Source organism: Methylophilus sp. Q8 (genome assembly GCF_000800115.1).
Lineage (GTDB): Bacteria > Pseudomonadota > Gammaproteobacteria > Burkholderiales > Methylophilaceae > Methylophilus.
In genome coordinates this window covers 663,632-688,657 of the sequence record NZ_JUHE01000001.1, presented here as the reverse complement: position 1 = coordinate 688,657, position 25,026 = coordinate 663,632, and the positions used below count along the sequence as shown (strand labels likewise).

The window sequence follows — 25,026 nt, the reverse complement described above, 5'->3', positions numbered from 1 at the left end:
GTTATGCGTTATGTCCTGATTTTGTCGATTGCGCTGGCAGCAGCCCTGCTTTATCTGCTGTCGCTGGCCAGTGCCAATACCGCTATTAGCGGTGATTACTACCTGGTGTTACTCTATATCAATGCTGGCCTGGCCTTGTTATTGCTGGGTGTGATTGCTTACCAGCTACGCCATCTTTACCGCACTACTAAAACCAAACAGGTCGGCAGCAAACTCAACTTCAGGTTGTTGGTCACCTTTGCGCTCATGGCGCTCATCCCCGGCATGATCGTCTACCTGGTATCGGTAAACTTTTTGTCACGTTCGATTGAGTCCTGGTTTAACGTTAAGGTGGAGTCTGCACTGGATGGCGGCCTGAATTTGGGCCAGCGGGCACTGGATATCATGTTGGGGGATGTGAAAGAAAAAGCGCAAAGCATGGCGGTGTCTCTATCGTTGCAGCCCGCGCGCTCCCATTACAGTCAGATCAATGATTTGCGGGAGAAAGCAGGCATCCAGGATGCCGCTTTACTCAGTGCACAAGGCGCCATTCTGGCTGTGAGCAGTTCTGATCCCAGCAGCTTCTTGCCTGAGCTGCCTTCGGTGCCGCAGTTACGCCAGGCCAGGAGTGGCGTCTACGGAAAAATTGAGCCCATCCCCGGCAAGGGCCTGTATATGCGAGTACTGACGCCGGTGGAGCCCTTGGGTATTACGGGTGAACTGCGCATTTTGCAATTGATGCAACCTGTACCAAAAGCACTCTCGAACACGGCAGAGTCGGTACAGGACGTCTATCGCGAGTACCAAACCCTGTCTTATAGCCGTCAGTCTTTGAAAGATATTTTCATGCTGACGCTGACCATGATTCTGTTGCTATCCATGCTCGGTGCCTTGACCATTGCGTTTGCCCTCAGTCGTCGCATGGCGCAACCGCTCACCGTACTGGCGGAGGGGACGCGCCTGATTGCCAGCGGTGATTACTCACAACAACTGCCTTCGTTTGGTAAAGACGAGCTCAGTGTGCTGGTGAAGTCGTTTAATAGCATGACGCGGCAGTTGCAGGAGGCGAAAAATGCCTCCGAGCAAAGCCGCCAGCACGTAGAGTCCGCGCGTGCCTATCTGGAGGCGATTCTGTCGCATTTGAGCTCAGGCGTGATGACCATTAATGAGCGTGCAGAACTGCGTGTGTATAACCTGGCGGCAACCAATATCCTGGGCATTTCGCTGGTGGGTTTTAAAAACAAGATTTTTACCGAAGTGGCTGCTGAAAACAGCTATCTTAGCCCGTTCACCGAGTTGGTAATGCGGCATTATGAGGATACCTTGCAATTTGACCATCATGAGCGGCACCTGACCAGCCAGATTGACATTGAAGGCGTGCATGGTACGCAGATCCTCATGTTGCGCGTGACCCGGTTGCCAGAAGGAGCCGGGCACGGCCTGGTGGTAGTGTTTGATGATGTGACCGCCATGGCGCAAGCGCAACGTGATGCGGCCTGGGCTGAAGTGGCCAGGCGGTTGGCGCACGAGATCAAAAATCCACTGACACCGATACAACTCTCGGCTGAACGTTTGCAACTGAAGTTGCAAGACAAGCTGGATAGCAAAGATGCAGAAATGCTGTTTAAGTCGACCGATACCATCGTCAACCAGGTGCAGGCCATGAAGAACATGGTCAACGAGTTTAGTGAATACGCCAGAACGCCGGCAGTGCAGTTGGTTAAACTGGATTTAAATGCTTTAATTCGTGATGTCAGCCGCCTGTATAACGCTTCGGCAGTCAAGTTGGTATTGACGTTGCATGAGCAACTGCCAGAGATACATGCCGATGCGACTATGATGCGGCAAATTTTGCATAACCTGCTGCAAAATGCACAGGATGCCCTGACACAAGTGAGTGAACCGCACATTGTTATCTTGACCGATTATGATGGCGAGCGTATAAAATTAACCGTGACCGATAACGGCAGTGGTTTTCCGACCGATGTGATGGCCAGGGTGTTCGAGCCCTATGTCACCACCAAGTCCCACGGGACAGGATTAGGATTAGCCATTGTGAAAAAAATGATAGAAGAGCAGCGTGGACAGATTCGCATAGACAATCTGCCACAAGGGGGCGCCAGCGTCACCATCAGCTTGCCGGTAGATAAACAACAACAGCGTCGGCGCGTTGAGCGCATCGTGTAAGGAAGTACCATGGCTTCACGTAATATTTTGGTGGTCGATGACGAAATAGGCATCAGGGAGTTGTTGAGCGACATCTTGCGAGATGAAGGGCATGTCGTGCGCTTGGCAGAGAACGCACAGATTGCGAGGGACGAACGTCTCAAGCTACGCCCGGATCTGGTCTTGCTGGACATCTGGATGCCGGATTGCGACGGTATTAGCCTGCTTAAGGAATGGGCCAATGCCGGATTGCTGACCATGCCGGTCATTATGATGTCCGGCCATGGCACCATTGATACCGCCGTTGAGGCGACGCGCCTCGGGGCATTTGATTTTCTTGAAAAACCCATCGCGTTGCAAAAGCTGCTCAAAACCGTGGGCGCAGCCATTAAACACACCGAACATCTCGCGCACACTGAAATTAACTTGTCCAGCTTTGGCAAAAGCGCGGTGATTCAGGAGCTCAAGCAGCGTCTTGAGCAACTGGCGCGGCATAAAAATACCTTGTTCCTGATTGGTAAAAAAGGCGGTAGTGTGCCTTTATGTGCCAAGTTCCTGCGCCCGCACAATACGCCGTGGGTGGCGCTCACCGAGTATGAGAAGTTAGTCACTGCGCCGATGGAAATCCTGGAGCAGGCACGCGAAGGTGTAGTGTTTGTCGATGAAGTCACCAGGCTGGGAAAAACTGAGCAAAAAGGCCTGAGCTTACTGATTAATAAATCTGAGAAATATGGCGTACGCGTGATTTGTGCCAGCGAGCATGGCTTGCCGCAACTGATTGAAAAAGCCATGCTGGAGCAGTCTTTATTGCAAACCCTGGCCGGTGCTGCGGTGAAAGTACCATGCCTGGATGAGCACAAGGAGGATATCCCTGACCTGGTGAGTGCCATGGCGACCTTGATGGTGGAGGCCAGCAAGATTGACTATAAATCGTTTGATGTCGCGGCCCTGAATGCCTTGCGCAATGCTGACTGGCCGGGTGACCTGGATGAGCTGGAGTCTGTGGTGCAGAACCTGTTGATGACCAGCCTGGCCGATACCATCACACAAACCGATGTGCAGCGTGTGCTGGCCAATTTTCAGGGTCAGGCTACCGAGTCCGCCGAGCAGCATATGCCGATCAATCTTGATCAGCCCTTGCGTGAAGCGCGCGATGAGTTCGAGCGTTTTTATTTTCAGTACCACATGCGGCTGGTGAAAAATAATATGAGCCGTTTGTCTGAAATATCCGGCCTGGAGCGTACGCATTTGTACCGTAAACTCAAGCAGCTGGGGATTAAAATCAAAGGCTAGCCTGATTTGCAAGCAAACAAAAAGCCGGTGCAATTGCCCGGCTTTTTTGCTATCTATGTGGCAGATTATTTGTTACGGTTATCCAGGCTGCAAGCCGTTTCAGGGTAAATGCTCAGCAGCCACATGCCACCGGCAATGCCCATATAGGCGAAGAATGCGTCCAGTGAAGCCTGGGCCAGAATTACGGCCATGAACGCGGCCAGCACGCCCAGTACACGCGCTGACACACGGGTCTTAAAGCCGATGATCAATAACAGGCCAAACACGAATTGAACCAGGATCAGCAAGGGGGCGAACACCGCTGGCAACCCAAACTGGCCCAGGGTCATCTGATATTGCAGGTAGCCATCAGGCGTATTCAGAATAGCCATCAACTTTAAAATCACCACCCCAAAAAATACCAGCCCCAGCAAAATTCTGGCCGCTGCGGTTTGAAAACGACACATAGCTTTTCCTCAAATCCTGTTTTTAATAAAGGACGTATGATGCCTGCGGCTAACTACAATTGCAATACAGGTACAATTGCGATATTTGATCCGGAGTGGCGATGGCCGTGCAACGTATTCAGCTCAGTATCCATCGACTGGATATGCATCATCCCTTGTGGGCGGAATGCCGACATATCCGGCAGATGGTCTTCATCGATGAGCAACACGTGCCGGTGGACTTGGAATGGGATGCCGCTGATGCAACTGCGATTCATTTGCTGGCATGCCAGGGTGATCAATTTTTGGCATGTGCCAGAGTCTTGCCTGATGGGCATATTGGCCGCATGGCCGTGCTCGCAGCGTGGCGTGGAAAAGGTGTAGGGGAGGCCTTGTTGCTGCAGGCCATACAGGTTTGCCAGCAGTTGGAAGTCAGTCATGCGCGACTGTCGGCGCAAATGCATGCAGTCGGTTTTTATCAGCAAGTGGGCTTTGAGGTGTGCAGTGAGCCTTACAGTGATGCCGATATATTGCATATAGATATGCAACTTGAACTGGTATAATTACGGCTTAAGTTTTTCTCCAACTTGCAGACATAAAAGGAATTCTCATGTCAAAAATCGTATTTAAAGCCGGTGAAGCGACCGTGTTTTCTGAAGGCAAAGACGTTACTGCCGCCATGCCGGAAATCTTGATCGGTTCTGTCGATGGCCCAGTGGGCGCTGCATTTGCCAACATGATGGCGCAGACCAAAGGTCACACGGCCATGTTCGCTGTGCGTGATATCAACCAGATGGTGCGTCCAGCGACCATGATGGTGCCAAAAGTAACTTTGAAAGACGCATTGAACATTGAGTTGTTCGGTGGTGTGGTGCAAGCTGGTGTAGCTGATGGCATTACCGATGCCGTGATCGAGGGTATTATCCCTAAAGAGCTGGTGAATGATCTGTGCATCGTGGCATTGCTGTGGGTGGATCCGGGCTGTGCCAAAGAAGCGAACCTGGACAAGGCTGACCTCTACAAAAACAACTACGAAGCGATCAAGCTGGCATTGAAACGTGCTTTGAACGACGAGCCTAGCATTGATGAACTGATTGCTAACCGTCACAAAATCAGACACTGTATGTGGGAAGACAGCTGGGATCAAAAGTAATCCTGCTTTTTTCTGCCTAACCCCGCAATTGCGGGGTTTTTGTTATGTGGACTTAAAACAATGAAGCATTTAATTAAACGGTATCTGGCGGTGGTATATGAAGCGCTATTGCTGTTGGCGTTAGCGCTGGCACTGACAGCCGCCTATGTCATGTTGCTGGGAGACGCCAGTCACGGCTGGAAAAGGCTGGGCTTGCGGGCCTTGCTGTGGTTGGTGATGGGGGCTTATTTTGTGCGTTGCTGGGTGGTGACCGGACAAACCCTGGCTAGCCAGACCTGGAAGTTAAAGGTGGTTGATCAGCACGGGCAGTTGCTCGATGTGCAGCAAGCGGTGATGCGTTATGTGTTGGCCGGCGTGTTGCTATTACCTGCCGGGTTGACCTTGTGGTGGGCGTTGCTGGACCGTGAACAACAGTTTTTGCATGATCGCCTGTTAGGCTCACGTATTATTGTAGTGCCGCCAGTTTAGGCCTTGGTATTATCGTCGCTCAACATAATAAAGCATGCCGAGCCCGGCCGCTAAAAAGAGCAGCGTGGGACTGATGGCGCTGACCAGTGGTGACCAGTCGTTAAGTACGCCAAGATGCACAAACACGCGGTTCATGATCTGATAGACCACACCCAGGAATATGCCGGCAAAGATTTTGGCGCTGATGCCGCCAGCCCGCTGCTGCAAAAAGCCAAATGGCAGTGCCAGCACGACCATGACCAGGCAGGCCAATGGATACACCAGTTTGGACCAAAGTGCAACCTGGTAACGGGTGCTACGTTGCCCGTTTTGATGCAGGTATTGGATAAAGCTGTACAGATTCCAGGCCGACATTTTCTCTGGCAGCACGAGTAGTACATTGAGTAACTCTGGCCGGATCAGCGACTCCCATTTCGTCTGCTTGAAAAACTGCGAGGTGACGGAGTTGTTCTGTGCCGACTTGCTGGTGTGCATTTTGGTTTGTGTCACATTCGACAGCACCCAGTGATCATCTTCAAAGTAGCCTTTGTCGGCGTGGCTGATATTACGCAAACGGAATTGTGCGTCAAAATCATAAATACGAATATCCACCAGGCTGGTGTCAGGCATGACCGTGGCAACATTGACAAAACTGCTGCCATCCTTGATCCATAAACCGGACTGGAAATCCTGCGCCACCACTGAGTCGGTGGCCTGGATACGGATGCGTTGCGCCATTTTTTCGCTGATTGGCGCAATGATTTCACCAATCAAAAAAGTGATGAGTGCAAATACCAGCCCAATGCTTAAGAGCATTTTGGCAATCATTTGCAAAGAAATGCCACTGGTACGCATCACGATCAGTTCTGAACTCGAGGCCATGGCACCCAGGGTATAGACTATCCCTAAGAGCACAGCCACGGGCGCGACTTCATAAATGTGCCCTGGGATGCTCAGGCCGACATAAATCAGCATGCTGTTAATGCCGTAGTGCCCACGGCCAAGGCTATCCAGCTCTTGCAACAGGTCAAAGAAAGAGAACATGGCGAGCAAACCCAGCAACACCAGCATGATGTTGAAGCTGATTTCTTTCCAGAAGTAACGATTGAGGATAGTCAGCGTCATGTTGTTGCGCGTTTGGCCCGACGTTTAAACCAGTCAGGAATTAATGGCTTGAGGTGCTTGCGGCGATAGTAGAGATACCAGCCAAGCAGGGCGAAGCTAAAGTGCACAGGCCACAAACCGATGAGGACGGAGATTTTCCCCTGGGTGATCCAGGCCTGGAAGATACTCAGCATATTGTTGTAGATAATGAATATCAGGATGGCAAACATGATATTCAGCGAGCGCCCGGCGCGTGGATCGACAAAGCTGAGCGGGATAGCCAGCAATACCATGACAATGGTTGAAATGGGCATCGCCAGCCGCCAGTGCAGTTCTGCATGGTCCGCCGCGGTTGCACCGCTAATCAGCGATTGGGTGGACCTGGTTTGCGCTGTGCTGGATGACGGTGCGGTTTCCTTGGTTTCTACACGGATGTCGTAGCGCTCAAACTCGGTAGTCATTACTTCTAGCGTGTTGGGCGTAATTTCGTAACGCCTGCCGTGCTCCATGCGTAAGAAATTATCACCATTGGGCGCCTTATAGCGACTGCCACTATTGGCCGTGATAATGCCGGTCTTGCCATTTTGCTTGGATTGTACAAAGATGTTTTTGACTTCATAGCCCAGCTTATCGAAGCTCTCGATAAAATAGATGCGTTCGCCATTGTTGGACTCTTTGAAGCTGCCTGGACTGATCGAAGATAACTCGTCCCGTTTTTTTAGCTGTGCACGATAGCTATCTGCTTTATCGTTGGCCCAGGGGACAATCACCAGGCTAAACGCGCTGATGATCAGCACCAGGGGGGCAATGAAACGTAAAATTGGCAGTACCCATTGGCGCAAACTCAGCCCGGCATTCATCCAGATCACCATTTCAGAGTCACGGTGCCAACGTGTCAGGGTCAGCAGTGCGGCCAAGAAAATGGCGAGCGACAGCATCATGGGCATAAATTGCACCAGGCTAAAGGTCAGGATAGTGCCGATGGCATCATTGGGTAAAATGCCCCTGGAAACTTGGCGCACGATGTTACCGGCGCGTTGCGCCACGACAATACCCAGGATAATCAGGAAAATGGCAGACGCTGAGGACATCAGCTCTGCGGACAATGCACGTTTGAATATTTTCAATTTAAATGCACCGCTTTGAAATCAGCATAAAACACTAGATAATACAACCATCACTCAGGCAAATTGCATGGAATCACAAAGGATAAAGATGGAATTTAGCATAAAAAGCGCTGCCCCGGAAAAATTGCGTACGGATTGTTTGCTGGTCGGCATTTATGAAGGTCGAAAACTGACGGATTTGGCTAAAGCGCTGGATGCCGTGAGCGAAAAGGCCATTGCAACCGCACTGAAATCCGGCGATATGGAAGGTAAAACCGGTAGCACCCTGTTATTGCGTCAGCTTTCTGGCGTGGAGGCACCGAGAGTCATGCTGGTCGGCTTGGGTAAGGCGGACGATGCGAGTCTGAAAGGCTTGCGTAACAGCTTCCGTGCAGCCGTGAAAGCATTGCCTGCTGGCGTCGAGAGTGTGGCGACAGATTTTGCTAGCCTGAGTATCAAGAAAATCACGGTGCAGCAAAAAGCGGCTGCTTTGGCCGAAGTTGTGTTGGATGCCACTTATAAAGTAAATGCGGTGAAAGAAAAGTCTGTTGAGCCGCATCCGCTTAAACACGTGATCGTACTGGCGGAAAAAGCTGATCAGGCGTCCGTCGAAGCGGGTGTCAGCCAGGGGCATAGTTTGGGACAAGGCGTGGCATTGGCCAAAGACCTGGGCAATTTGCCGCCGAATATCTGCACGCCGAGCTATCTGGGCAAGCAGGCTGAGAAACTGGCCAAAGAATATGGCTTTAAAGTAGAGGTGCTGGATCAGGCCGCGATTGAAAAGCTCAATATGGGTTCTTTCCTGGGCGTGACCCGAGGCAGTGAAGAGCCGCCACGCTTTATTGTGTTGCAGCATCTGCATGGCAAGAAATCGCAAAAACCAGTAGTGCTGGTGGGCAAAGGCATTACGTTTGATACCGGTGGCATTTCACTGAAGCCGGGTGCTGACATGGATGAAATGAAGTATGACATGTGCGGTGCCGCTTCTGTGCTGGGTGTGTTTAAAGCCTTGGGCGAATTGAAGTTGCCACTGAATGTGGTGGGCTTGATTCCGACTTGTGAAAACATGCCGAGTGGCCGGGCGACTAAGCCAGGGGATGTATTAACCAGTATGTCTGGCCAGACCATTGAAGTGCTGAATACCGATGCAGAAGGCCGTTTGATTTTGTGTGACGCGCTGACTTACGCCGAGCGTTTTGAGCCAGCGGCAGTGATTGATATTGCTACGTTGACCGGTGCTTGCGTCATTGCGTTGGGGCACCATGTCAGTGGTTTGTTTGCCAATAATGATGCCTTAGCCAAAGCCTTGCTGGCTGCTGGCGAGCAAGCAAATGACCGCGCCTGGCAAATGCCATTATGGGACGATTACCAAGGTCAGCTGGACAGCAATTTTGCCGATATCGCCAACATCGGTGGTCGTGCTGGGGGCAGTATTACTGCCGCTTGCTTCTTGTCACGCTTTGCCAAGAAATATGACTGGGCGCACCTGGATATCGCAGGCACGGCCTGGAAATCTGGCAAGGAAAAAGGGGGCACGGGCCGTCCAGTGCCATTGCTAGTGACTTATTTGCTGGAACAAGCCGCCAAATAAGCGCGTCATGACCAAAATCCGTTTTTACACTGATGTCACTGACCCGCCAGCGTTGATACAGCATCTGGTGAGTCAGGCATTGTCACGACAACGTCGTGTGACCATTTATGTGCCAGACCGTGAACAGGCACAAAGGCTGGGTGATCAGCTGTGGCAGCATGGGGCGGACAGCTTTTTGCCAAATGCATTGGCTGATGCCGAGAATGCCGCGCTGACGCCGGTGCAATTGGCCTGGCAGCCGGAGCAGATTCGTCAGGATGATTTACTGTTCAATTGCCAGGCAGAGCTGCCTAAATTTTTCAGTCGCTTTCGGCATGTGTTCGAGTTGATCAGTAGCGAAGAGGCTGACAAAATTACCGGGCGGCAACGTTGGGCATTTTATCGTGACCGTGGTTACGAGATTCAGCACATGAATAAGCAAACGCAATAACAAGCCTTGCAAAGGGGATGGTGTGGATATTTCAGAAATTCCGGTATTAACCAAAGTCGTTCAGAAAACGGCGGCACCGGCTATCGAGATGGATGAATTGGTTGCGCAGCTTAAACAGGTGTTGTTGCCGGAAATCACTCAACTGGTGACGGCACAACTGGCCGAGAAGAGTCCTGATACCTTTGCCGCCGGGCAGCAGTCTCTTGCCTATTATGCCAACACGCTGCAACAAGAGGTGCTGGCGAAGGCGCAGTCGCAGGTCGGGGATAGTATTCAGGCTATAGAGCAGGCCTTCCGTGAGGCGATGGGCAATGTCAGCAAGCAGCAGTTGCAGGCATTTGAAGAGCAAGTGACGCGATTGACCGAAACGCAGCAAACGCAGATACAGTCGAGTGAGCAATCGTTTCAGGCCACGCTGGAAAGCAATCTCCAACAACAATTGCAAGCGGTCGAGGAAAAGCTGTCGCAGTTAGGGCAAACCCAGCAGCAATTGCTGGCGGCCACCGAACAAACCGTGCGTGACACCGTGGATAAAGCCAGTCAGCAATGGTTGGGTGAGACGCTGTCCCCGCTGGTAGATGCGCAGCAGGCGCAAATGGAGAGTCGTTTGCAATCCTTGCGTGAACAACTCGAACAAGGCCTGGTCGAGCATTTGCAACAATTGCAAGAAACGAATAAACAAACCTTGTCTGATAGCCAGGCATCGGCTGCCACCACGCTGGTTGCAGACTACAAGCAGTCGCTGCAAGAGGCGTTTACCGAGTTGAATGCAGCCCAAATGGCTGAGTTTAAACAAGGTATGCAAGCTGAGCTTGCTGCATCAGAGCCAGTCCTGCAGGAAAAAGTGGCTGCACTGGTCGCAACGGCAGTGGCGACACAACTGCAGGAAATGGAGGCAGACATGAACAAACGCCTCAAATCACGTATTCTGGAAGTATTACAGGGCATCAAGTTTGTGATGCCCACGATTTAAAGCTATGCGTTGGTCAGCGTCAGCATAACTGGTGTGTGATCACTGGGGCGCTCCAGTTTACGGGGTGCCTTGTCTATCACACAGCTCTGGCACAGGGCTTGTAAGGCATCACTGACCAGAATATGGTCTATGCGCATGCCCATGTTGCGGCGGAAGGCGGCCATCCGGTAATCCCACCAGCTAAATTGCCCGGCTTCGTCGTTAAACAGGCGAAAGCTATCGTGTAATCCCAGTGCTAATAACTGCTGAAACGCGTCCCGTTCTGGCTGGCTCACCAGCACTTGCCCTTCCCAGGCAACTGGGTCATGGCAATCTCTATCATCCGGTGCAATATTGTAATCCCCCAACAAGGCGAGTTTTTCGTGTTGCTTTAACTCATCCGTGACCCAGTTCTGCAAGGCGGCCAGCCAGTTGAGCTTGTATTGATATTTATCTGAATCCAGCGCCTGGCCATTGACCACATACGCGCAAATCACACGCACACCTTGTATCGTGGCAGCAATAATGCGCTTTTGCTCATCGGCAAAATTTGGCAGGTCAAGGTGCACATCGTTGAGTGGATGCGGGCTGATAATCGCCACGCCATTGTAGGTTTTCTGACCATTATGGACCGCGTTAAACCCGGCTTCTTGCAAGGCGGCATAAGGAAACTTGCTGTCCTCCTGCTTGGTTTCCTGCAGGCACAATACATCCGGCTGGTTGGCGGCCAGCCAGTCCAGCACATGTGGCAAGCGTACAGTCAGTGAGTTGACGTTCCAGGTAGCCAGTTTCAACAATATTCTCCATAAATGATTTGGCGAAAGGCGCTGTATGCGCCTGAGGTTCACACGCATTTTACACGACTCTTTTGGCCATGCCGTCAATCACCACACCGTGGCTGATGACCATGTTGATTGCGTGATCTGCCATATATCAGACAAATGGCGTATTTTTCAATCACGTACTCCCCGTTACAGTGACGTTTGCATGATTTGATAGCGGGAGCAAAAAATGAACAGCAGCAAAGGGAACCGCGCAGGTTTCTCCAAAAGTGAGTGGTGGCTGGTGGTGGCTATTGTGCTAGTGGCGATAAGCCTGCGGCCGGGAATTGTTTCCATGGGGCCTGCCTTGCCTGCCATCATAGAGACATTTCAATTGAGCCATGCAGTGGCCTCGATGATGACGGCGATTCCTGATCTATTAATGGGGGCGTTGGCTTTACCTACACCGTGGCTGGTGCGCCGGTTTGGCGTTAATAAAGTGTTGATGGTGGCTTTGAGTGTGCTGAGTATTTCAATGTTAGTGCGCGCTTACTCTTGTGGCAGTGCCTTGCTATTGAGTGCCACGGTCGGGGTAGGTGCCGGTATTGCGGTGGCAGGCGCCATGTTTGCGGGCATCGTCAAAGCCAGCTTTGCCACGCGAGCGGCGTTAATCATGGGCATTTATGCGACTGCTTTGTCATTGGGTAGTACCTTGTCGGCTGGGTTGACTGGCTGGATATTGCAGTTTGCAGGCTGGCGCCTGGCAACCGGGGTTTGGGCGGCATTCGCGGCCATTGCCATCGTTGCCTGGTGGCTCGTGATTCGAAAATCCGTCACGACGCGGCAGGTAAGTGAGCCATTAGCTATAGAGGCCGTCGCTCCCCGCTTGCCTTTGCGCACCCCTGTTGCCTGGATGATTGCGTTGTTTTTTGCCTGCGTTAATTTCCTGTTTTACGCCATCCTCACCTGGACGGCAGCCAGGTACCAGGAGGCTGGCATGCCTGCCGCGGAGGCGGGTGCCGTGTTGGCCAGCTTCACCTTCTGCTTCATGCTGGCTAGCCCGGTGGTTGGCATGTATAGCCGCCAACTTGACAGGCGTGGCTGGCTTGCGGGATGCTCGCTGCTATCTACCATTGGGCTGGCAGGCATGGCTACGCCTGGTGCTTGGCCGTGGCTTTGGGTGCCTTTGACCGCGTTTGGCCTCGGCGGGGCATTTACGCTGGCCATGACCTTGCCGCTGGATCACACGCATAGTCCGGATGCGGCCAACCGCTGGAATGCGTTCGTATTAACGGTTGGTTATTTGATCGCTGCCTGTGGCCCTTTTATTGTTGGGTATATGCGTGATGTGAGTGGTCACTTCGATAGTGGTTTTCTGTTGCTATGCCTGGTGTCGTGTGTGATGCTATTGCTTTCATTTACCCTCAAGCCCGGTCACGCGTGAGACCACTTATCTTCATCACGCCATCATGCTTTAGCATGGGCCTTTGCTGGGGCTGAAATAACATAGTTGTCAATTCGATTGATACAGCTATAAATTGTTGTCTGTTTGCTTAATGTGATCGGCCCGTCGTACGGTATAAACATAGTTGGATAAGATTGGCTGCCTTCGGCCAATCTCATGTTTCTTTCACGTTGTTCGGATATTCATGAAGCGCGGATTTACTCTTACATTATGCAAATGTCTGCTGGCATGGTTGTGCCTGGCGCTTGCTACTGTTGCCGTTGCATCCGAGCATATCAAGCTACAACTCAAGTGGCGTCACCAGTTTCAGTTTGCAGGGTATTACGCTGCCCAGCAACAAGGCTATTACCGTGATGAAGGCCTGGATGTCGAGATTATTGAGGGCAGCAAGGATAAGCCGCCTTTAAAGCAAGTCTTGTCTGGCCAGGCAGACTACTCGATTGGTGATTCCGAAATCCTGGTTTCCCGTATTTCTGGTAAACCTCTGGTCGCGCTGGCCGCCGTTTTTCAGCATTCCCCTTATGTGCTGCTCAGCTTGAATGAAAGCGGCATCTACCAACCTGAAGACTTGATCGGTAAACGTATCATGATGTCAGGCGATCAAGGTGGTTTGCAGTTTAAAGCCATGCTGCTCAAACAAAATATTGATATCAGGCAGATGACTATTTTGCCGCATAGCTGGCATTTGCAAGACCTCATTGAGGGCAAGGTTGATGTGATTTCAGCCTATGCCATGGATGAGCCAGTGCAATTGCAACAGATGGGATACTCGCCCGCCATCATTAGCAATCAGGGCTATGGGGTGGATTTTTACGGTGATATTTTATTCACGACCGAGCGTGAGCTGGCTATGCATCCCGAGCGCGTAGAAGCTTTTTTGCGTGCTACAAAAAAAGGCTGGGCATACGCATTCAATCACAAAGAGGCGATGGTCGCGCAAATTGCCAGATTGCCCGGGGTGTCAAAACGAGGCATCACCAAGCAAACGCTGATGCAGGAAGCCAGTTTAATGGTGCCGTATGTGTTATCAGAAGTGGTCCCCTGGGGGCATATGAATGAAGACCGTTGGGATGCGATTGCCAGCACGTTTGCCGAGCTGGGGCTGATTCCTGCGCAATACAATCTGAAAGGCTTTATCTATCAGGGGGATGTGTTGGTGAAGCGTCCCTATATGCTCTGGCTCACGCGCGGTGTAGCCATCCTGTTACTGGTATTAGGCGTCACTTTTTTGTGGAACTTGCAGATCAGGCGACAGGTGGTTCTGCGTACCCAGGCACTGCAAAATGAAATTGATCGCCGTACCCAGGCTGAGTATCTGCTCAAAGTGGCTGGTAGTGTGGCGAAAATCGGTGGCTGGGTGATAGACCTTAAAACCAACCTGATTCATTGGTCAGACGAGGTGGCCATTTTGCATGAAATGCCGCCAGGTTACTCGCCGACGGTTGAGGAGGGCTTGAGCATGTTTGTGCCTGAATACCAGGCGCTGATGTGTAGCGCGATTCGACAGTGTGTCGATGAAGGCGTGCCTTATGACCTGGAGATGGAAAAGATCACTGCCAATGGTCGTCGCTTTTGGGTGCGCGCCATGGGGCGGCCGGTGCGCGACAGCGAAGGTAAAATTGTCAAACTGCAAGGCTCACTGCAGGACATCACCGCGCACAAACAACTCGCTGCCATCAAACAGGGGCAGGACAGAATTCAGGCCATGATGCTGGCCGATGTGGCGTTGCCAGATATTTTGCATGCGGCTGTATTGTTAATTGAACAGCAGTTTGCGGATGTCAGTTGTGCGATGCTGTTGCTGGACAAAGAAGGCCAGCATTTGCGCCACACGGCTTCTGCCAGGCTGCCGGCCGCGTATGCAAAAGCCATTGATGGGATCGAATTAGGGGCTTGCGGCATTGCGGCGCTCACAGAAGGTCGCGTAATTGCCGAAGACATCAGCACACACCCGTTATGGCAGCAATGCTGCGAACTGGCGATTACCCATGGGTTGCGCGCCTGTTGGACCATGCCTATTTTGTCGCGCAGCCGCCGTGTGCTGGGCGTGTTGGCCATGTATCGCCAGCAGCGACATAGCCCACCAGTGGCTGAGTTGGACTTTATCGACAGCTACGCCCAGATTCTCGGGCTGGCGATTGAACGTGAGCAGTCAGACGAGCAGCTACATTTATTGCGAAATGGGGTCTCCAGGCTCAATGACATTGTGATGATTACCGAATCGCCGCTGCATGCGCCCATGCAGCAAAAAATCGTTTTTTTAAATGAGGCATTTATCCGCATTACCGGCCGCTCAGTGGATTTTCTAGGCGGCATTTCCCCCTTTGAGTTGTTTCAGGAGGCGACGCCAGGGCGTGAACTGGAGCGGATCAAAGACGCCTTTCAGCACATGCGCCCGGTCAAAACCGAGGTAGTGACCGTAAATCAGGACGGCGTCGGTATCTCACTTGAAATGGATGCGCTGCCGTTACTGGATAAAGGTGGCCTGGTCACGCATTGGGTGGCGGTGCTCAGGGATGTTACCGAGCGCAAACAGGCCGATGCGCAAATCCGCCAGTTAGCTTATTACGACACCATGACCGGCTTGCCCAACCGCATGCTGTTACAGGAAAAACTGGCTTCGCATGTGCGCAAAGCTATGCGCAAGGAAACGGGCGGCGCTTTGTTGTTTATCGATATCGACAACTTTAAAACGCTCAATGATACGCACGGCCACGATGTTGGCGATGCCTTGCTGGTCGAAGTGGCCAAACGCATCAGACAGTCGGTACGACGCCTGGATACCGTGAGCCGCCTGGGCGGAGATGAATTTGTAGTTGTGCTGGATAGTTTGCATCATGATGCCTTGCAGGCAGAGAAGCAGGCCAGGCGTGTGTGTGAAAAGATTGTGGCCGCCTTTAAAAAACCGTTTAACCTCAGGCATTACCAGCATTACACCACGCCCAGCATCGGTGTGGTGCTGTTTGACCCGGAACACATGAGCCAAACGGAAGAGCTGCTGCGTCGTGCAGACATGGCCATGTATAAAGCCAAAGAAGCCGGACGCAATGGCTATCAGTTTTTTGATACCCAAATGGAAACCGAACTGCGTCAACGCGCCGCGCTGGAGGCCGATTTGCACACAGCGATAGAGAAGCAGGAATTCATTCTGCATTTTCAGCCGCAATACAATCAGAAACACGATATTGTCGGTGCTGAAGCGCTGGTGCGCTGGGAACACCCTGACCACGGTGTCATTATGCCCGGGCAATTTATCAGCCTGGCAGAAAATACCGGCCAGATTGTAGAGCTAGGCCGCTGGGTGTTGCAGGAAGCCTGTGGCATGTTGCAGCGTTGGGCCGGCTATCCACAATTACGTCACCTGGTGCTGTCGGTCAATGTCAGCCCCAAGCAATATTTGCAGCCAGACTTTGTGACAGAAGTTCAGCATATGCTCACTGAAACAGGCATAGACCCCGGCAATCTCAAACTGGAGCTGACAGAAAGCATGCTGGTGGATAATGTCGAGGACATCATTGCCAAAATGGCTGCCCTCAAGCAAATCGGTGTCTGTTTCTCGCTGGATGATTTTGGCACGGGGTATTCTTCGTTGTCTTACCTGAAGCGCTTGCCGTTTGACCAATTGAAGATTGACCAGTCTTTTGTACGCGATATGCTCAACGGCCACGACCATGAAAGCATCGTTAATGCCATCATTTCGCTGGCGCAAAGCTTGCAGTTGGAAATCCTGGCCGAAGGCGTCGAAACTGAAGCACAACTCAATGTGCTTAAGGACCTGGGTTGTGAAATTTTCCAGGGCTATTATTTCACCAGGCCTTTGGCCTTGGATGCGTTTGAAGCCTGGGTTGCCCAGCCGCCACTGTCTGCCAAGCATCAAGCTGTTTTACAGGCGAGTTAAACTTGGCGCGATCTCAGCTCGGCTGGTATAAAACAAACACCCCCTGAAACGTTGACGTGATTCTGGATTCGCACACAATGTGCGCATTGATGATCAGTTTTGCTCGCCCGCGCTGGCGATAACTCTCTAGAAATAACGGCCAGTCCTCCACCGATTGCAAAGTGGCAACACACTCGAAATCGCTATGTACTGGCAGCAAGAACTTGATTTCCTGCTGCTTGATTACCAGGCTGCCCGTCAGTCCGGCTTGCTGTATTTTGTGTTGCAGCAATGACCAGGCGGTCGTAATCGAAATGGCGGCAATGCTGCCACCAAATACAATGTCCAGATGGTTTTTATTGAGTGCATACGAGCCACTTACTTGCAGTTCGCTATCCCCGATGTGTGTGATATGGATACCCAGATTCCGGGTTTGCGGGATCAGCTCAAACAGTTTCTGTTCAAATGTCGCTTCAAGTATGGTCATTCAGCCTTCCTTATACATGTCTAAATAGATCTGCCGATAGTAAATCTATTCCAAGGTAAGTGATATGTCTGGACGTGATGCTGAGAGGTTATACGAGGTCGCTCAATGACATAGGCAGTAAAAACAACAGGCATAACGCGACCTCAATCAAAACTGCAGTCAGAATCCCCTTGTTTGCCCTGCCTTTTGCAAACTCATCAATCCCCAATAAAGCCAGTATCATGCACGTAGCTATGAGCCCATAGACAAGGGCATCGCGGGTGGCGGATGGCGCTGCATGCCTCGCCAGAAAAAACATCAAGGCGATACCCGCATAGAGTGCCGCCGCTCTTCTGCTGACCAGCCCCACAGTATCTGAAGAGCCGACTCCCCACGCGGCCAAAAGCCTGGTGGGGGCAAGCATCCATATGATGGCGAGTAGCAAAAATAAAGCAGCCGTGAATAGTGCAAGAGAGTGGAAAGATAAATGCATGATCAAGGCCTGTCTTTAGTCAGCTATTTTGTCGAGTATGTCCAACTTCATTTCTTGACGAATCCCTTTATCAACCAATGCTGCAGGTGCAAATCTCCGTAAAAAGCTTAATCGGCAAGCTAATTTCCCCGCCGTGTATCGTATTTTAGGATGCTTGGCATTGGCTGCTTTCAATACCACTTTGGCAACGACTTTGGGATCATCCCCGTTTTCTACTGCCGATTTTAAGATCTTCGCCAGTGCTTTCCGGGCAACGTCATACGCTTCAATCTTGGTGTCGACTTCTGGGGCATTCGCTTCAAAATTGGTTTTAGTGTAAGCAGGTTCAATCACTGATACGCGGATTCCCCTGGTGCGCAGTTCATGGTCTAGCGATTCTGAGTAGCCTTCAATCGCGTGTTTGCTCGCCGCATAAGTCGCCATGTATGGTGCTGGGATTAAACCAAGAATAGAGCCTATATTGATGATGCGTCCTTGCCCTTGTTGCCGCATATAAGGGACAACGGCTCGTATCACACGTACAACGCCAAAAAAATTAGTTTCAAAAATACTTTTCGCCTGCTCTACCGAACTCTCTTCAGCACCGCCCGCTGTGACACCAAACCCGGCGTTATTCACCACCAGATCAATACGGCCTTCAGTCTGCATCACTTCCTTCAAGGCCGCGTGTATAGAGGCCTCACTATTCACGTCTAAGGCAATCATTTTGTAAGCGCGCTGGTTAGCCTGCGCCCCTTTGCGGCTGGTCCCGTATACTTTATAACCCGCGTTAGCCAGCATCTCCGCCGTCGCGGCGCCGATTCCCGATGAAGCGCCTGTCACAATCGCAACTTTACTTTTCATGTTATATCTCCTTGATTGATACTAAAAATGGGTCAACACTGGCTTTAAATCAAACTGACAACTACTTTTCCCTTGGCTCGACCTGCCTCTAAATAAGCGAGAGCCTCTATGGTTTTGTCGAACGAAAAGACTTGGTCCACCACGGGCTGAATATGCCCCGCATCAAGCAATTTTCCGATTTCAGACAGTTGCTGGCCATCTGGGTGCACGAACATAAAGCTGTATTCAATGTCTCGTTTTTTAGCAAGCCTGATGATTTTGTGGCTGATTAAACCAAAGATCAGTTTCATTAAAATCCCCATGCCCCTTTTGCTGGCAAAAGCCGCGTCTGGCGGGCCAATTAACGAGATCACCCGGCTGTCGGGTTTGAGAATTTGCAGTGACCTTTCAATGCCATCGCCTCTCACTGTCCCTAACACCACATCGTAACCACGTAGTAATTTTTCGAAGGCCTGCTTTTTGTAATCGATGACTTCATCCGCGCCCAGATGTCGCACTAATGCCACATTGTTTGTACTTGTCGTCGTTGCCACTTTGGCACCCAAGTATTTGGCTAGCTGGATCGCGAATGTGCCGATCCCGCCGGAACCGGCCGGTATGAATACCTGCTGCCCGGGCTGAATATGCGCGCGCTCTTTAAGTGCTTGCCAGGCAGTGAGCCCCACCATGGGGATTGAGGCAGCCTGGATGAAATTTAGCTTTTCTGGTTTGATGGCTGCAGCGCTTTCAGGAACAACAGCATATTCAGCGAGGGATCCAGTGCCTAAATCAAAAATGCTGGCATAGACCGCATCACCCGTTTTAAAGCGTGTCACACGGCTCCCAACCTCTACCACAACGCCAGCCAGGTCGCTGCCCATCACCGCAGGTAGCTTGAATTTAAGTATCGGCTTGAACGTCCCTTTGGGAATCATATAGTCAATCGGGTTTAAGCCTACCGCATGCACCTGAACCAGTATTTCGTCAGGTCGTATGTTGGGCTTTGCAATGTCAGCAAATGCCAGCTGATTAGATTTGCCGTAGCGTTTCAGGATAAGTGCTCTCATCGTGCTGTCCTTTTATGATGATTCTTTTTTAATAAATATGATGATCGTCATATTTTTAGCCAAAAAAACCCTGATGTCACTATTTCAAATATGTTGCGGCGCATAGTGTTGAAGTGCCGCTTGTCGAAAGGCCTCAGCTAGTTCAGCATCATCAACCGCACGCGCCAGCATGAGGGTACCAACCATCGTGGATACCATCAGAAGTGCTTCAGCATGGGCATTGAAGTGACTAGAATTAGGTAATTGACCTTCGATTAAGTTGATCATTTCCTTCATTCGTTGAGTAGAGGCGGCCTTAACTTCAGGCGCTTGTCTATGCATTTCAGAACCCAGTGCTGCGAAAGAACATCCCATGTCTATATTTGCAATGTGTTCATTAGATAAATAAGCATTCATTAATGCCCACAAGCGTTGCTCTTGTGGCGTTTTAGCGAATACTTGTTCGACAATGGCGATCGTCTCCGCACCAGCCAAGCTTGCAGCTTCAGCCAGCATTTCATCTCTAGAGGCAAAATGCGCATAAAACCCGCCATGCGTCAGACCAGCCTCTTTCATAATATCGGCGACACCGGTGCCGCTATAGCCACTTCTACGTATTGCCTTGGCCGCCGTTTCTAAAATGCGCGCATGGCTCATTTCTTTGCGCGTGGCCTTATTTGTTTTCACAGACTGATTGCTCATGGCTCACATTTTATATGATGATCGTCATATTTAAAAGAGGTGATGGTTAAAATGTTATTGAAGGGGGAAGGAGAGTGACCGTGGACAGGATAAGGTTACCCGGCGGTGCCAATAAGAAAGGCCTCTAAAATAGTTATTAGAGGCCTTAATCGTGACAGGTTTGCTACTGTTGAGCGGTATTAAGCTGCAAAATTCTTTGCTGCAAATTCCCAGTTCACCAGGTGGTTCAAGAATGTTTCGACAAATTTTGGACGCGCATTGCGGTGGTCGATGTAGTAAGCGTGTTCCCATACGTCGATGGTCAGCAGTGCTGTGTCGCCAGTGGTCAGCGGGGTGCCAGCAGCACCCATGTTGACGATGTCAACAGAGCCGTCCGCTTTTTTCACCAACCATGTCCAGCCAGAGCCAAAGTTACCAACGGCTGAAGTCTGGAAGGCTTTCTTGAACTCTTCATATGAACCCCACTTGGCGTTAATGGCAGTCTCCAATGCACCGCTTGGTTCACCGCCACCGTTTGGAGACAGGCAGTTCCAGAAGAATGTGTGGTTCCAGACTTGGGCAGAGTTGTTGTAGATGCCAGCAGAAGACTTTTTAATGATGTCTTCCAAAGCAGCATTTTCAAACTCAGTGCCTTTGATCAGGTTGTTGAGGTTGGTCACGTATGCCTGGTGATGCTTGCTGTAGTGATAGTCAAAGGTTTCTTCTGACATGTGTGGGGCCAATGCATTTTTTGCAAATGGCAATGCTGGTAAGGCGTGTTCCATGGATGTTCCTTTTTTAGGTGTGTTGAAATGTAAGCCTGCTTTTGTAAGCTAAGACGATGTGACATTAGAGTCACGTGACTGGCAAAGGTTTACCAATTTAGTAGGGTTATTTTGCCATATTTTGCCATCTTGCAAAACCTTGGCTATGTGATCATTCGGTAGAAAAACGCTATTTCTTGCGCGCACGCGGGTGGGCGGCGTCATAAATTTTACTCAAATGTTGAAAGTCGAGGTGGGTGTAAACTTGTGTGGTGCTAATGTTGGCATGTCCCAGCATTTCTTGCACGGCACGCAAATCGCCACTGCTTTGCAAAACGTGACTGGCAAAACTGTGGCGCAACATGTGCGGGTGCACATGGTTATGCAGCCCTTGTTTAGTGACCCAGTGATTGATGCGGATTTGTACGGTGCGTGCGTGAATGCGGCGACCTTGCTGGCTGACGAATACGGCCATTTCTGTCGGTCGTTTGGTGAGCCAAAGCGGCCGGATCGCCAGCCACGCTTTGAGCGCTGTGACCGCTTTGCTGCCCAAGGGGACTATACGGGTTTTGTTGCCTTTGCCAGTGACTGTGATCAGGCCTTCTGGCAAGTCCAGCCTGTCTAAGTTGAGGTCAACCAATTCGCTCAGGCGCAGGCCTGAGGAATAAAATAGCTCCAGCATGGCACGGTCACGCACGGTAATCGCTTCGTCGCCTTCAATGTCGACCAGCTTGATGGTTTGCTCAATGGACAGCGCATGCGGTAAAGTTTTAGGTGCTTTGGGCGCACGCAAACCGATGACGGGGTTGGCCGGAAAATGTTTGTGTAATACCAAATAGCGATAAAAACCACGCCAACTGGACAAGATGCGGGCGATGCTGCGGCCATGCATGCCTTGGCTATTGAGGCTGGCTATTTGGCGACGAATGTCTTGCGGGGTGAGAGTCTGAAGATTGTCTGCGTGTTGGGTTAGCAGTCGCTCGATATCGCGCTGATAGTTGTTGCGCGTATGCTCGCTGAGTCCACGCTCAAAGTGCAGAAAGTCGAGGTAGTCGTCCAGCAACTCATGCATGGACACTACCTCTAGTGAGCGGGTCTACGCTGACAATTGCCGCAAGAAGATACCTCTTGGCGGAAACCTCAGCGGGGGCTTTCATATAATATATCTGGCCAGTGAAGCGCTGACCAGTTCGCCGATCCGGTTGAGGAACAAGGTGCCCATGCCGGCATAAAAGCGGCTGCGTTGTTCGCTGGGGATTGCCATCAGGCCAAAAGTGACTTCCTGATAGCGCATGGGAATTACTGCCAGTGAGGCTGGTGATTCTGTAAACCAGCTGGCGATATCCATGGTTGGCAAGGTGCCACAATAGGGTTGGCTCAAGTCTTTGGCCCAGTTTTTCAGCGAGTCTTCTGCATCTATAAACAAATCATCTGCGGCATGGCTTTCGTTGACCCATAGTTTGAGCTGTGCATTGGGCAATTGAAAGTGTGAGGCAAGAAACGCGACCAGGTGGGTATGTAATGCGGCAACATCTTTGGCAAACAATAAGCCCAAGGACAGCTCATGCACTTTATTTGCGGTAGCCTCATTTTCCTCGGCGGTGAGAATCAGCTCGGTAAAACGTGATTCCAGCACGCGAATTTTATCGCGCTGGGCGATTTGCTGACGCTCAGCCAGTGAGATGGTACCTTTGCCATGTGGGCTAGGCAAAAACAGCTCCGCCAGCAAGTGCGCATGACTTTCAAAAAAGTCTGGATGCGCCTTGAGGTAATGCTTGATATCGTTTTCGTTAATACTGTCTTCCATACTGCTATTCTGGTCTCTCTAAATCTCTATTTCGCCGTCAAAGACAATCTCTGCCGGTCCTGTCATCATGACCGGTGCGCCATCGCCCGCCCATTGAATGGTTAAAATGCCGCCACGGGTATGCACTTTTACCGGGCTTTGCAAGGTGCCAAGCTGAATGCCGCTAACCGCCGCCGCACAGGCACCGGTGCCGCAGGCCAGCGTTTCGCCGCTGCCACGCTCATAGACGCGCAGGTTGATTTCATGGGCGTTGAGCACCTGCATAAACCCGGCATTCACGCGTTGCGGAAAGCGCGGGTGCGATTCTATTTGCGGGCCCAGACTGGCGACTTCGGCGGTGTGCACATTGTCGACCAGCATGACGGCGTGTGGGTTGCCCATGGAGACTGCACTGATGGTCACGGTATCGTGTGCCAGTGGCAGCTCGTAAGTGCTCGCTTGAGCATCCGCCTCGAACGGAACCTGTGCCGGGATAAAGCGTGGCGCCCCCATATTGACCGTCACTTGGCCATCGTCTTGCAGCATCAGCGTAATCACGCCACTGGCGGTTTCCACCTTGATCTCTCGCTTGTGGGTCAGGCCTTTTTCGACCACGAAGCGCACAAAACAACGGGCACCATTGCCACATTGTTCCACTTCGCCGCCATCGGCGTTAAAAATGCGGTAACGGAAATCCACCCCGGCTGTGTCGGTTGATTCGACCATCAGTAACTGGTCGCAACCGACGCCGAAAAAGCGGTTGGCGATGTGCTGGATTTGGCCATGCGAGAGATGCACAGGGGCTTGTGTGGCATCAATCACAACAAAATCATTGCCTGCGCCCTGCATTTTGGTAAATCGTAATTTCATAGCTCAAGATGATACTCCATCATGCCGTTGAAGACATCCTTAGGGCGAAGATTTATTCCTTGCCAGAAATAAACTCAGGTAAAATCTTCGTTCCCAATTTGGGTGCTGGCTTCAGCCTTTAGTCAGTGCCGTTTATTAACTTCATTACTTTTCAAGGCGTCAAACATGAGTGAATATCTTTTTACTTCGGAATCGGTTTCCGAAGGCCATCCCGACAAGTTAGCTGATCAGGTGTCTGACAGTATTCTTGATGCCATTCTGGCCCAAGACCCGACAGCCCGCGTCGCTGCTGAAACCCTGGCGAACACTGGCCTGGTTGTATTGGCGGGGGAAATTACGACAACGGCCAATGTCGACTATATTAAAGTGGCGCGCGATGCGATTAAGCGCATTGGCTACGACAACACCGATTACGGCATCGACTACAAAGGTTGTGCCGTGTTGGTCGCTTACGATAAACAATCGCCAGACATTGCCCAGGGTGTGGATAACGCCAATGATGATCCGCTGGATCAGGGCGCTGGTGACCAGGGCCTGATGTTTGGCTATGCCGTGAATGAAACGCCACAACTGATGCCATTGCCGATCTGGCTCAGCCATCGCGTGATGGAGCGTCAATCACAATTGCGTAAAGATGGCCGTTTGCCATGGTTGCGCCCGGATGCCAAGTCGCAAGTGACCATTCAGTACGTGGATGGCAAACCGTTCAAAATTGATACCGTGCTGGTTTCCACGCAACACGCGCCAGAGATGTCTCTGGAGGCCATTCGTGAAGCGGTGATTGAAGAGATCATCAAGCCAACTTTGCCTGCCGAGTTGATTAAGGGCGAGATTAAATACCTGGTGAACCCGACCGGCCGTTTTGTCATCGGGGGCCCGCAAGGCGATTGCGGCCTGACTGGTCGCAAGATTATTGTGGATACCTACGGTGGCGCAGCGCCACACGGTGGTGGTGCGTTCTCAGGCAAGGATCCTTCCAAGGTCGACCGTTCGGCGGCATATGCGGGTCGTTACGTGGCGAAAAATATTGTTGCGGCCGGTTTGGCTGACAAGTGCCTGGTGCAGGTCAGCTATGCGATTGGCGTGGCTCAGCCAACGTCTATCATGGTTGAAACTTATGGCACAGGCAAAATTTCAGATGAACGACTGACCCAACTGGTACGCGAGCATTTTGATTTGCGTCCGAAAGGCATTGTCAAAATGCTGGATCTGCTGCGCCCGATTTACACCAAAACTGCAGCCTATGGCCACTTTGGCCGTGATGAGCCAGAGTTTAGCTGGGAAGCAACCGATAAAGCAGCCGCATTGCGCGCCGCCGCTGGTTTGTAAATTTAGCTGACTATCATGCA

General features: G+C 51.3%; 24 protein-coding genes. 11 read left to right on the top strand and 13 right to left on the bottom strand.

What is annotated here, in order from left to right:
- Positions 1-3: 3 nt before the first annotated feature.
- Together GQ52_RS03490 and GQ52_RS03485 are read left to right on the top strand one after the other, a co-directional pair.
- Complete coding sequence (locus GQ52_RS03490; protein ID WP_047515160.1) at positions 4-2,166, top strand: ATP-binding protein; 2,163 nt, start codon at positions 4-6, stop codon at positions 2,164-2,166.
- Between the two features lie 9 nt (positions 2,167-2,175).
- Positions 2,176-3,438 carry a sigma-54 dependent transcriptional regulator gene (locus GQ52_RS03485; protein ID WP_047515158.1) on the top strand — a complete coding sequence of 421 codons (1,263 nt, stop codon included), beginning with the start codon at positions 2,176-2,178 and terminating at the stop codon, positions 3,436-3,438.
- A gap of 65 nt (positions 3,439-3,503) precedes the next feature.
- Here the strand turns inward: GQ52_RS03485 and GQ52_RS03480 are convergent, their stop codons facing one another.
- Complete coding sequence (locus GQ52_RS03480) at positions 3,504-3,884, bottom strand: DoxX family protein (protein WP_047515155.1); 381 nt, start codon at positions 3,882-3,884, stop codon at positions 3,504-3,506.
- Between the two features lie 101 nt (positions 3,885-3,985).
- Between GQ52_RS03480 and GQ52_RS03475 the strand changes: the two genes are divergently transcribed.
- From GQ52_RS03475 to GQ52_RS03465, 3 genes are read left to right on the top strand one after another with little or no spacing between them, the layout of a single operon-like run.
- Positions 3,986-4,426, top strand: coding sequence for a GNAT family N-acetyltransferase (locus tag GQ52_RS03475; protein ID WP_047515153.1), 441 nt, complete (start codon positions 3,986-3,988; stop codon positions 4,424-4,426).
- A gap of 47 nt (positions 4,427-4,473) precedes the next feature.
- The gene (gene fae / locus GQ52_RS03470) at positions 4,474-5,016 is read left to right on the top strand and encodes a formaldehyde-activating enzyme (RefSeq protein ID WP_019881138.1); all 543 of its coding nucleotides are present in this window, start codon (positions 4,474-4,476) and stop codon (positions 5,014-5,016) included.
- Between the two features lie 60 nt (positions 5,017-5,076).
- A complete protein-coding gene (locus tag GQ52_RS03465) occupies positions 5,077-5,484 on the top strand; it encodes an RDD family protein (protein ID WP_047515150.1) in 408 nt (135 codons plus the stop codon).
- 9 nt (positions 5,485-5,493) lie between these two features.
- Here GQ52_RS03465 and lptG read toward each other — a convergent pair whose 3' ends face one another.
- Complete coding sequence (gene lptG / locus GQ52_RS03460) at positions 5,494-6,588, bottom strand: LPS export ABC transporter permease LptG (RefSeq protein ID WP_019881140.1); 1,095 nt, start codon at positions 6,586-6,588, stop codon at positions 5,494-5,496.
- Positions 6,585-7,694, bottom strand: coding sequence for an LPS export ABC transporter permease LptF (gene lptF, locus GQ52_RS03455; protein WP_047515147.1), 1,110 nt, complete (start codon positions 7,692-7,694; stop codon positions 6,585-6,587). Before lptF ends, lptG begins: the two co-directional genes overlap by 4 nt.
- Positions 7,695-7,782: 88 nt before the next feature.
- Between lptF and GQ52_RS03450 the strand changes: the two genes are divergently transcribed.
- From GQ52_RS03450 to GQ52_RS03440, 3 genes are read left to right on the top strand one after another with little or no spacing between them, the layout of a single operon-like run.
- Positions 7,783-9,264, top strand: coding sequence for a leucyl aminopeptidase (locus tag GQ52_RS03450; protein ID WP_047515143.1), 1,482 nt, complete (start codon positions 7,783-7,785; stop codon positions 9,262-9,264).
- Between the two features lie 7 nt (positions 9,265-9,271).
- Positions 9,272-9,694 (top strand): DNA polymerase III subunit chi, encoded by a 423-nt coding sequence (locus GQ52_RS03445; protein ID WP_047515140.1) that lies wholly within the window; start codon positions 9,272-9,274, stop codon positions 9,692-9,694.
- Between the two features lie 22 nt (positions 9,695-9,716).
- Positions 9,717-10,667: a hypothetical protein gene (locus GQ52_RS03440; protein ID WP_047515137.1), complete on the top strand. Its 951-nt coding sequence runs from the start codon at positions 9,717-9,719 to the stop codon at positions 10,665-10,667.
- A gap of 2 nt (positions 10,668-10,669) precedes the next feature.
- Here the strand turns inward: GQ52_RS03440 and xth are convergent, their stop codons facing one another.
- The gene (gene xth / locus GQ52_RS03435) at positions 10,670-11,440 is read right to left on the bottom strand and encodes an exodeoxyribonuclease III (RefSeq protein WP_029512298.1); all 771 of its coding nucleotides are present in this window, start codon (positions 11,438-11,440) and stop codon (positions 10,670-10,672) included.
- 217 nt (positions 11,441-11,657) lie between these two features.
- On the opposite strand from xth, the gene GQ52_RS03430 reads away from it, so the two are divergent.
- Together GQ52_RS03430 and GQ52_RS03425 are read left to right on the top strand one after the other, a co-directional pair.
- Positions 11,658-12,851 carry a CynX/NimT family MFS transporter gene (locus GQ52_RS03430; RefSeq protein WP_235272941.1) on the top strand — a complete coding sequence of 398 codons (1,194 nt, stop codon included), beginning with the start codon at positions 11,658-11,660 and terminating at the stop codon, positions 12,849-12,851.
- A gap of 205 nt (positions 12,852-13,056) precedes the next feature.
- A complete protein-coding gene (locus GQ52_RS03425) occupies positions 13,057-16,770 on the top strand; it encodes an EAL domain-containing protein (protein ID WP_047515135.1) in 3,714 nt (1,237 codons plus the stop codon).
- 13 nt (positions 16,771-16,783) lie between these two features.
- On the opposite strand, the gene GQ52_RS03420 is transcribed toward GQ52_RS03425, so the two are convergent.
- The 9 genes from GQ52_RS03420 to dapF all read right to left on the bottom strand — a co-directional run bounded on the left by GQ52_RS03420 (position 16,784) and on the right by dapF (position 23,677).
- Entirely contained in the window at positions 16,784-17,236 is a 453-nt protein-coding gene (locus GQ52_RS03420) for a YiiD C-terminal domain-containing protein (protein WP_047515132.1), read from the bottom strand.
- An 88-nt stretch (positions 17,237-17,324) separates the two neighbouring features.
- Entirely contained in the window at positions 17,325-17,708 is a 384-nt protein-coding gene (locus GQ52_RS03415) for a hypothetical protein (protein WP_047515129.1), read from the bottom strand.
- A gap of 15 nt (positions 17,709-17,723) precedes the next feature.
- Complete coding sequence (locus GQ52_RS03410) at positions 17,724-18,551, bottom strand: oxidoreductase (protein WP_047515126.1); 828 nt, start codon at positions 18,549-18,551, stop codon at positions 17,724-17,726.
- A gap of 44 nt (positions 18,552-18,595) precedes the next feature.
- A complete protein-coding gene (locus GQ52_RS03405; RefSeq protein ID WP_047515124.1) occupies positions 18,596-19,597 on the bottom strand; it encodes an NADP-dependent oxidoreductase in 1,002 nt (333 codons plus the stop codon).
- 84 nt (positions 19,598-19,681) lie between these two features.
- Positions 19,682-20,278, bottom strand: a complete 597-nt coding sequence (locus tag GQ52_RS03400) for a TetR/AcrR family transcriptional regulator (protein WP_052179009.1) — start codon at positions 20,276-20,278, stop codon at positions 19,682-19,684.
- 179 nt (positions 20,279-20,457) lie between these two features.
- The gene (locus GQ52_RS03395) at positions 20,458-21,042 is read right to left on the bottom strand and encodes a superoxide dismutase (RefSeq protein WP_047515121.1); all 585 of its coding nucleotides are present in this window, start codon (positions 21,040-21,042) and stop codon (positions 20,458-20,460) included.
- Positions 21,043-21,211: 169 nt separating this feature from the next.
- The gene (gene xerC / locus GQ52_RS03390) at positions 21,212-22,093 is read right to left on the bottom strand and encodes a tyrosine recombinase XerC (RefSeq protein ID WP_047515118.1); all 882 of its coding nucleotides are present in this window, start codon (positions 22,091-22,093) and stop codon (positions 21,212-21,214) included.
- 81 nt (positions 22,094-22,174) lie between these two features.
- Complete coding sequence (locus GQ52_RS03385) at positions 22,175-22,828, bottom strand: DUF484 family protein (RefSeq protein ID WP_047515112.1); 654 nt, start codon at positions 22,826-22,828, stop codon at positions 22,175-22,177.
- Positions 22,829-22,846: 18 nt separating this feature from the next.
- Entirely contained in the window at positions 22,847-23,677 is an 831-nt protein-coding gene (gene dapF / locus GQ52_RS03380; RefSeq protein ID WP_047515109.1) for a diaminopimelate epimerase, read from the bottom strand.
- A 165-nt stretch (positions 23,678-23,842) separates the two neighbouring features.
- Between dapF and metK the strand changes: the two genes are divergently transcribed.
- Positions 23,843-25,006 carry a methionine adenosyltransferase gene (metK, locus tag GQ52_RS03375; RefSeq protein WP_019881156.1) on the top strand — a complete coding sequence of 388 codons (1,164 nt, stop codon included), beginning with the start codon at positions 23,843-23,845 and terminating at the stop codon, positions 25,004-25,006.
- Positions 25,007-25,026: the final 20 nt, after the last annotated feature.

What these genes read in the sequence shown, in the direction of transcription:
- GQ52_RS03445 (WP_047515140.1), top strand. Translation starts at nt 9,272, where the DNA reads ATGACCAAAATCCGTTTTTACACTGATGTCACTGACCCGCCAGCGTTG.
- GQ52_RS03400 (WP_052179009.1), bottom strand. Translation starts at nt 20,278, where the DNA reads ATGAGCAATCAGTCTGTGAAAACAAATAAGGCCACGCGCAAAGAAATG.
- xerC (WP_047515118.1), bottom strand. Translation starts at nt 22,093, where the DNA reads ATGCATGAGTTGCTGGACGACTACCTCGACTTTCTGCACTTTGAGCGT.
- GQ52_RS03395 (WP_047515121.1), bottom strand. Translation starts at nt 21,042, where the DNA reads ATGGAACACGCCTTACCAGCATTGCCATTTGCAAAAAATGCATTGGCC.
- GQ52_RS03480 (WP_047515155.1), bottom strand. Translation starts at nt 3,884, where the DNA reads ATGTGTCGTTTTCAAACCGCAGCGGCCAGAATTTTGCTGGGGCTGGTA.
- GQ52_RS03475 (WP_047515153.1), top strand. Translation starts at nt 3,986, where the DNA reads ATGGCCGTGCAACGTATTCAGCTCAGTATCCATCGACTGGATATGCAT.
- GQ52_RS03385 (WP_047515112.1), bottom strand. Translation starts at nt 22,828, where the DNA reads ATGGAAGACAGTATTAACGAAAACGATATCAAGCATTACCTCAAGGCG.
- GQ52_RS03420 (WP_047515132.1), bottom strand. Translation starts at nt 17,236, where the DNA reads ATGACCATACTTGAAGCGACATTTGAACAGAAACTGTTTGAGCTGATC.
- GQ52_RS03415 (WP_047515129.1), bottom strand. Translation starts at nt 17,708, where the DNA reads ATGCATTTATCTTTCCACTCTCTTGCACTATTCACGGCTGCTTTATTT.
- GQ52_RS03465 (WP_047515150.1), top strand. Translation starts at nt 5,077, where the DNA reads ATGAAGCATTTAATTAAACGGTATCTGGCGGTGGTATATGAAGCGCTA.
- GQ52_RS03410 (WP_047515126.1), bottom strand. Translation starts at nt 18,551, where the DNA reads ATGAAAAGTAAAGTTGCGATTGTGACAGGCGCTTCATCGGGAATCGGC.
- GQ52_RS03490 (WP_047515160.1), top strand. Translation starts at nt 4, where the DNA reads ATGCGTTATGTCCTGATTTTGTCGATTGCGCTGGCAGCAGCCCTGCTT.
- GQ52_RS03425 (WP_047515135.1), top strand. Translation starts at nt 13,057, where the DNA reads ATGAAGCGCGGATTTACTCTTACATTATGCAAATGTCTGCTGGCATGG.
- GQ52_RS03405 (WP_047515124.1), bottom strand. Translation starts at nt 19,597, where the DNA reads ATGAGAGCACTTATCCTGAAACGCTACGGCAAATCTAATCAGCTGGCA.
- GQ52_RS03450 (WP_047515143.1), top strand. Translation starts at nt 7,783, where the DNA reads ATGGAATTTAGCATAAAAAGCGCTGCCCCGGAAAAATTGCGTACGGAT.
- GQ52_RS03430 (WP_235272941.1), top strand. Translation starts at nt 11,658, where the DNA reads ATGAACAGCAGCAAAGGGAACCGCGCAGGTTTCTCCAAAAGTGAGTGG.
- metK (WP_019881156.1), top strand. Translation starts at nt 23,843, where the DNA reads ATGAGTGAATATCTTTTTACTTCGGAATCGGTTTCCGAAGGCCATCCC.
- fae (WP_019881138.1), top strand. Translation starts at nt 4,474, where the DNA reads ATGTCAAAAATCGTATTTAAAGCCGGTGAAGCGACCGTGTTTTCTGAA.
- dapF (WP_047515109.1), bottom strand. Translation starts at nt 23,677, where the DNA reads ATGAAATTACGATTTACCAAAATGCAGGGCGCAGGCAATGATTTTGTT.
- lptG (WP_019881140.1), bottom strand. Translation starts at nt 6,588, where the DNA reads ATGACGCTGACTATCCTCAATCGTTACTTCTGGAAAGAAATCAGCTTC.
- GQ52_RS03485 (WP_047515158.1), top strand. Translation starts at nt 2,176, where the DNA reads ATGGCTTCACGTAATATTTTGGTGGTCGATGACGAAATAGGCATCAGG.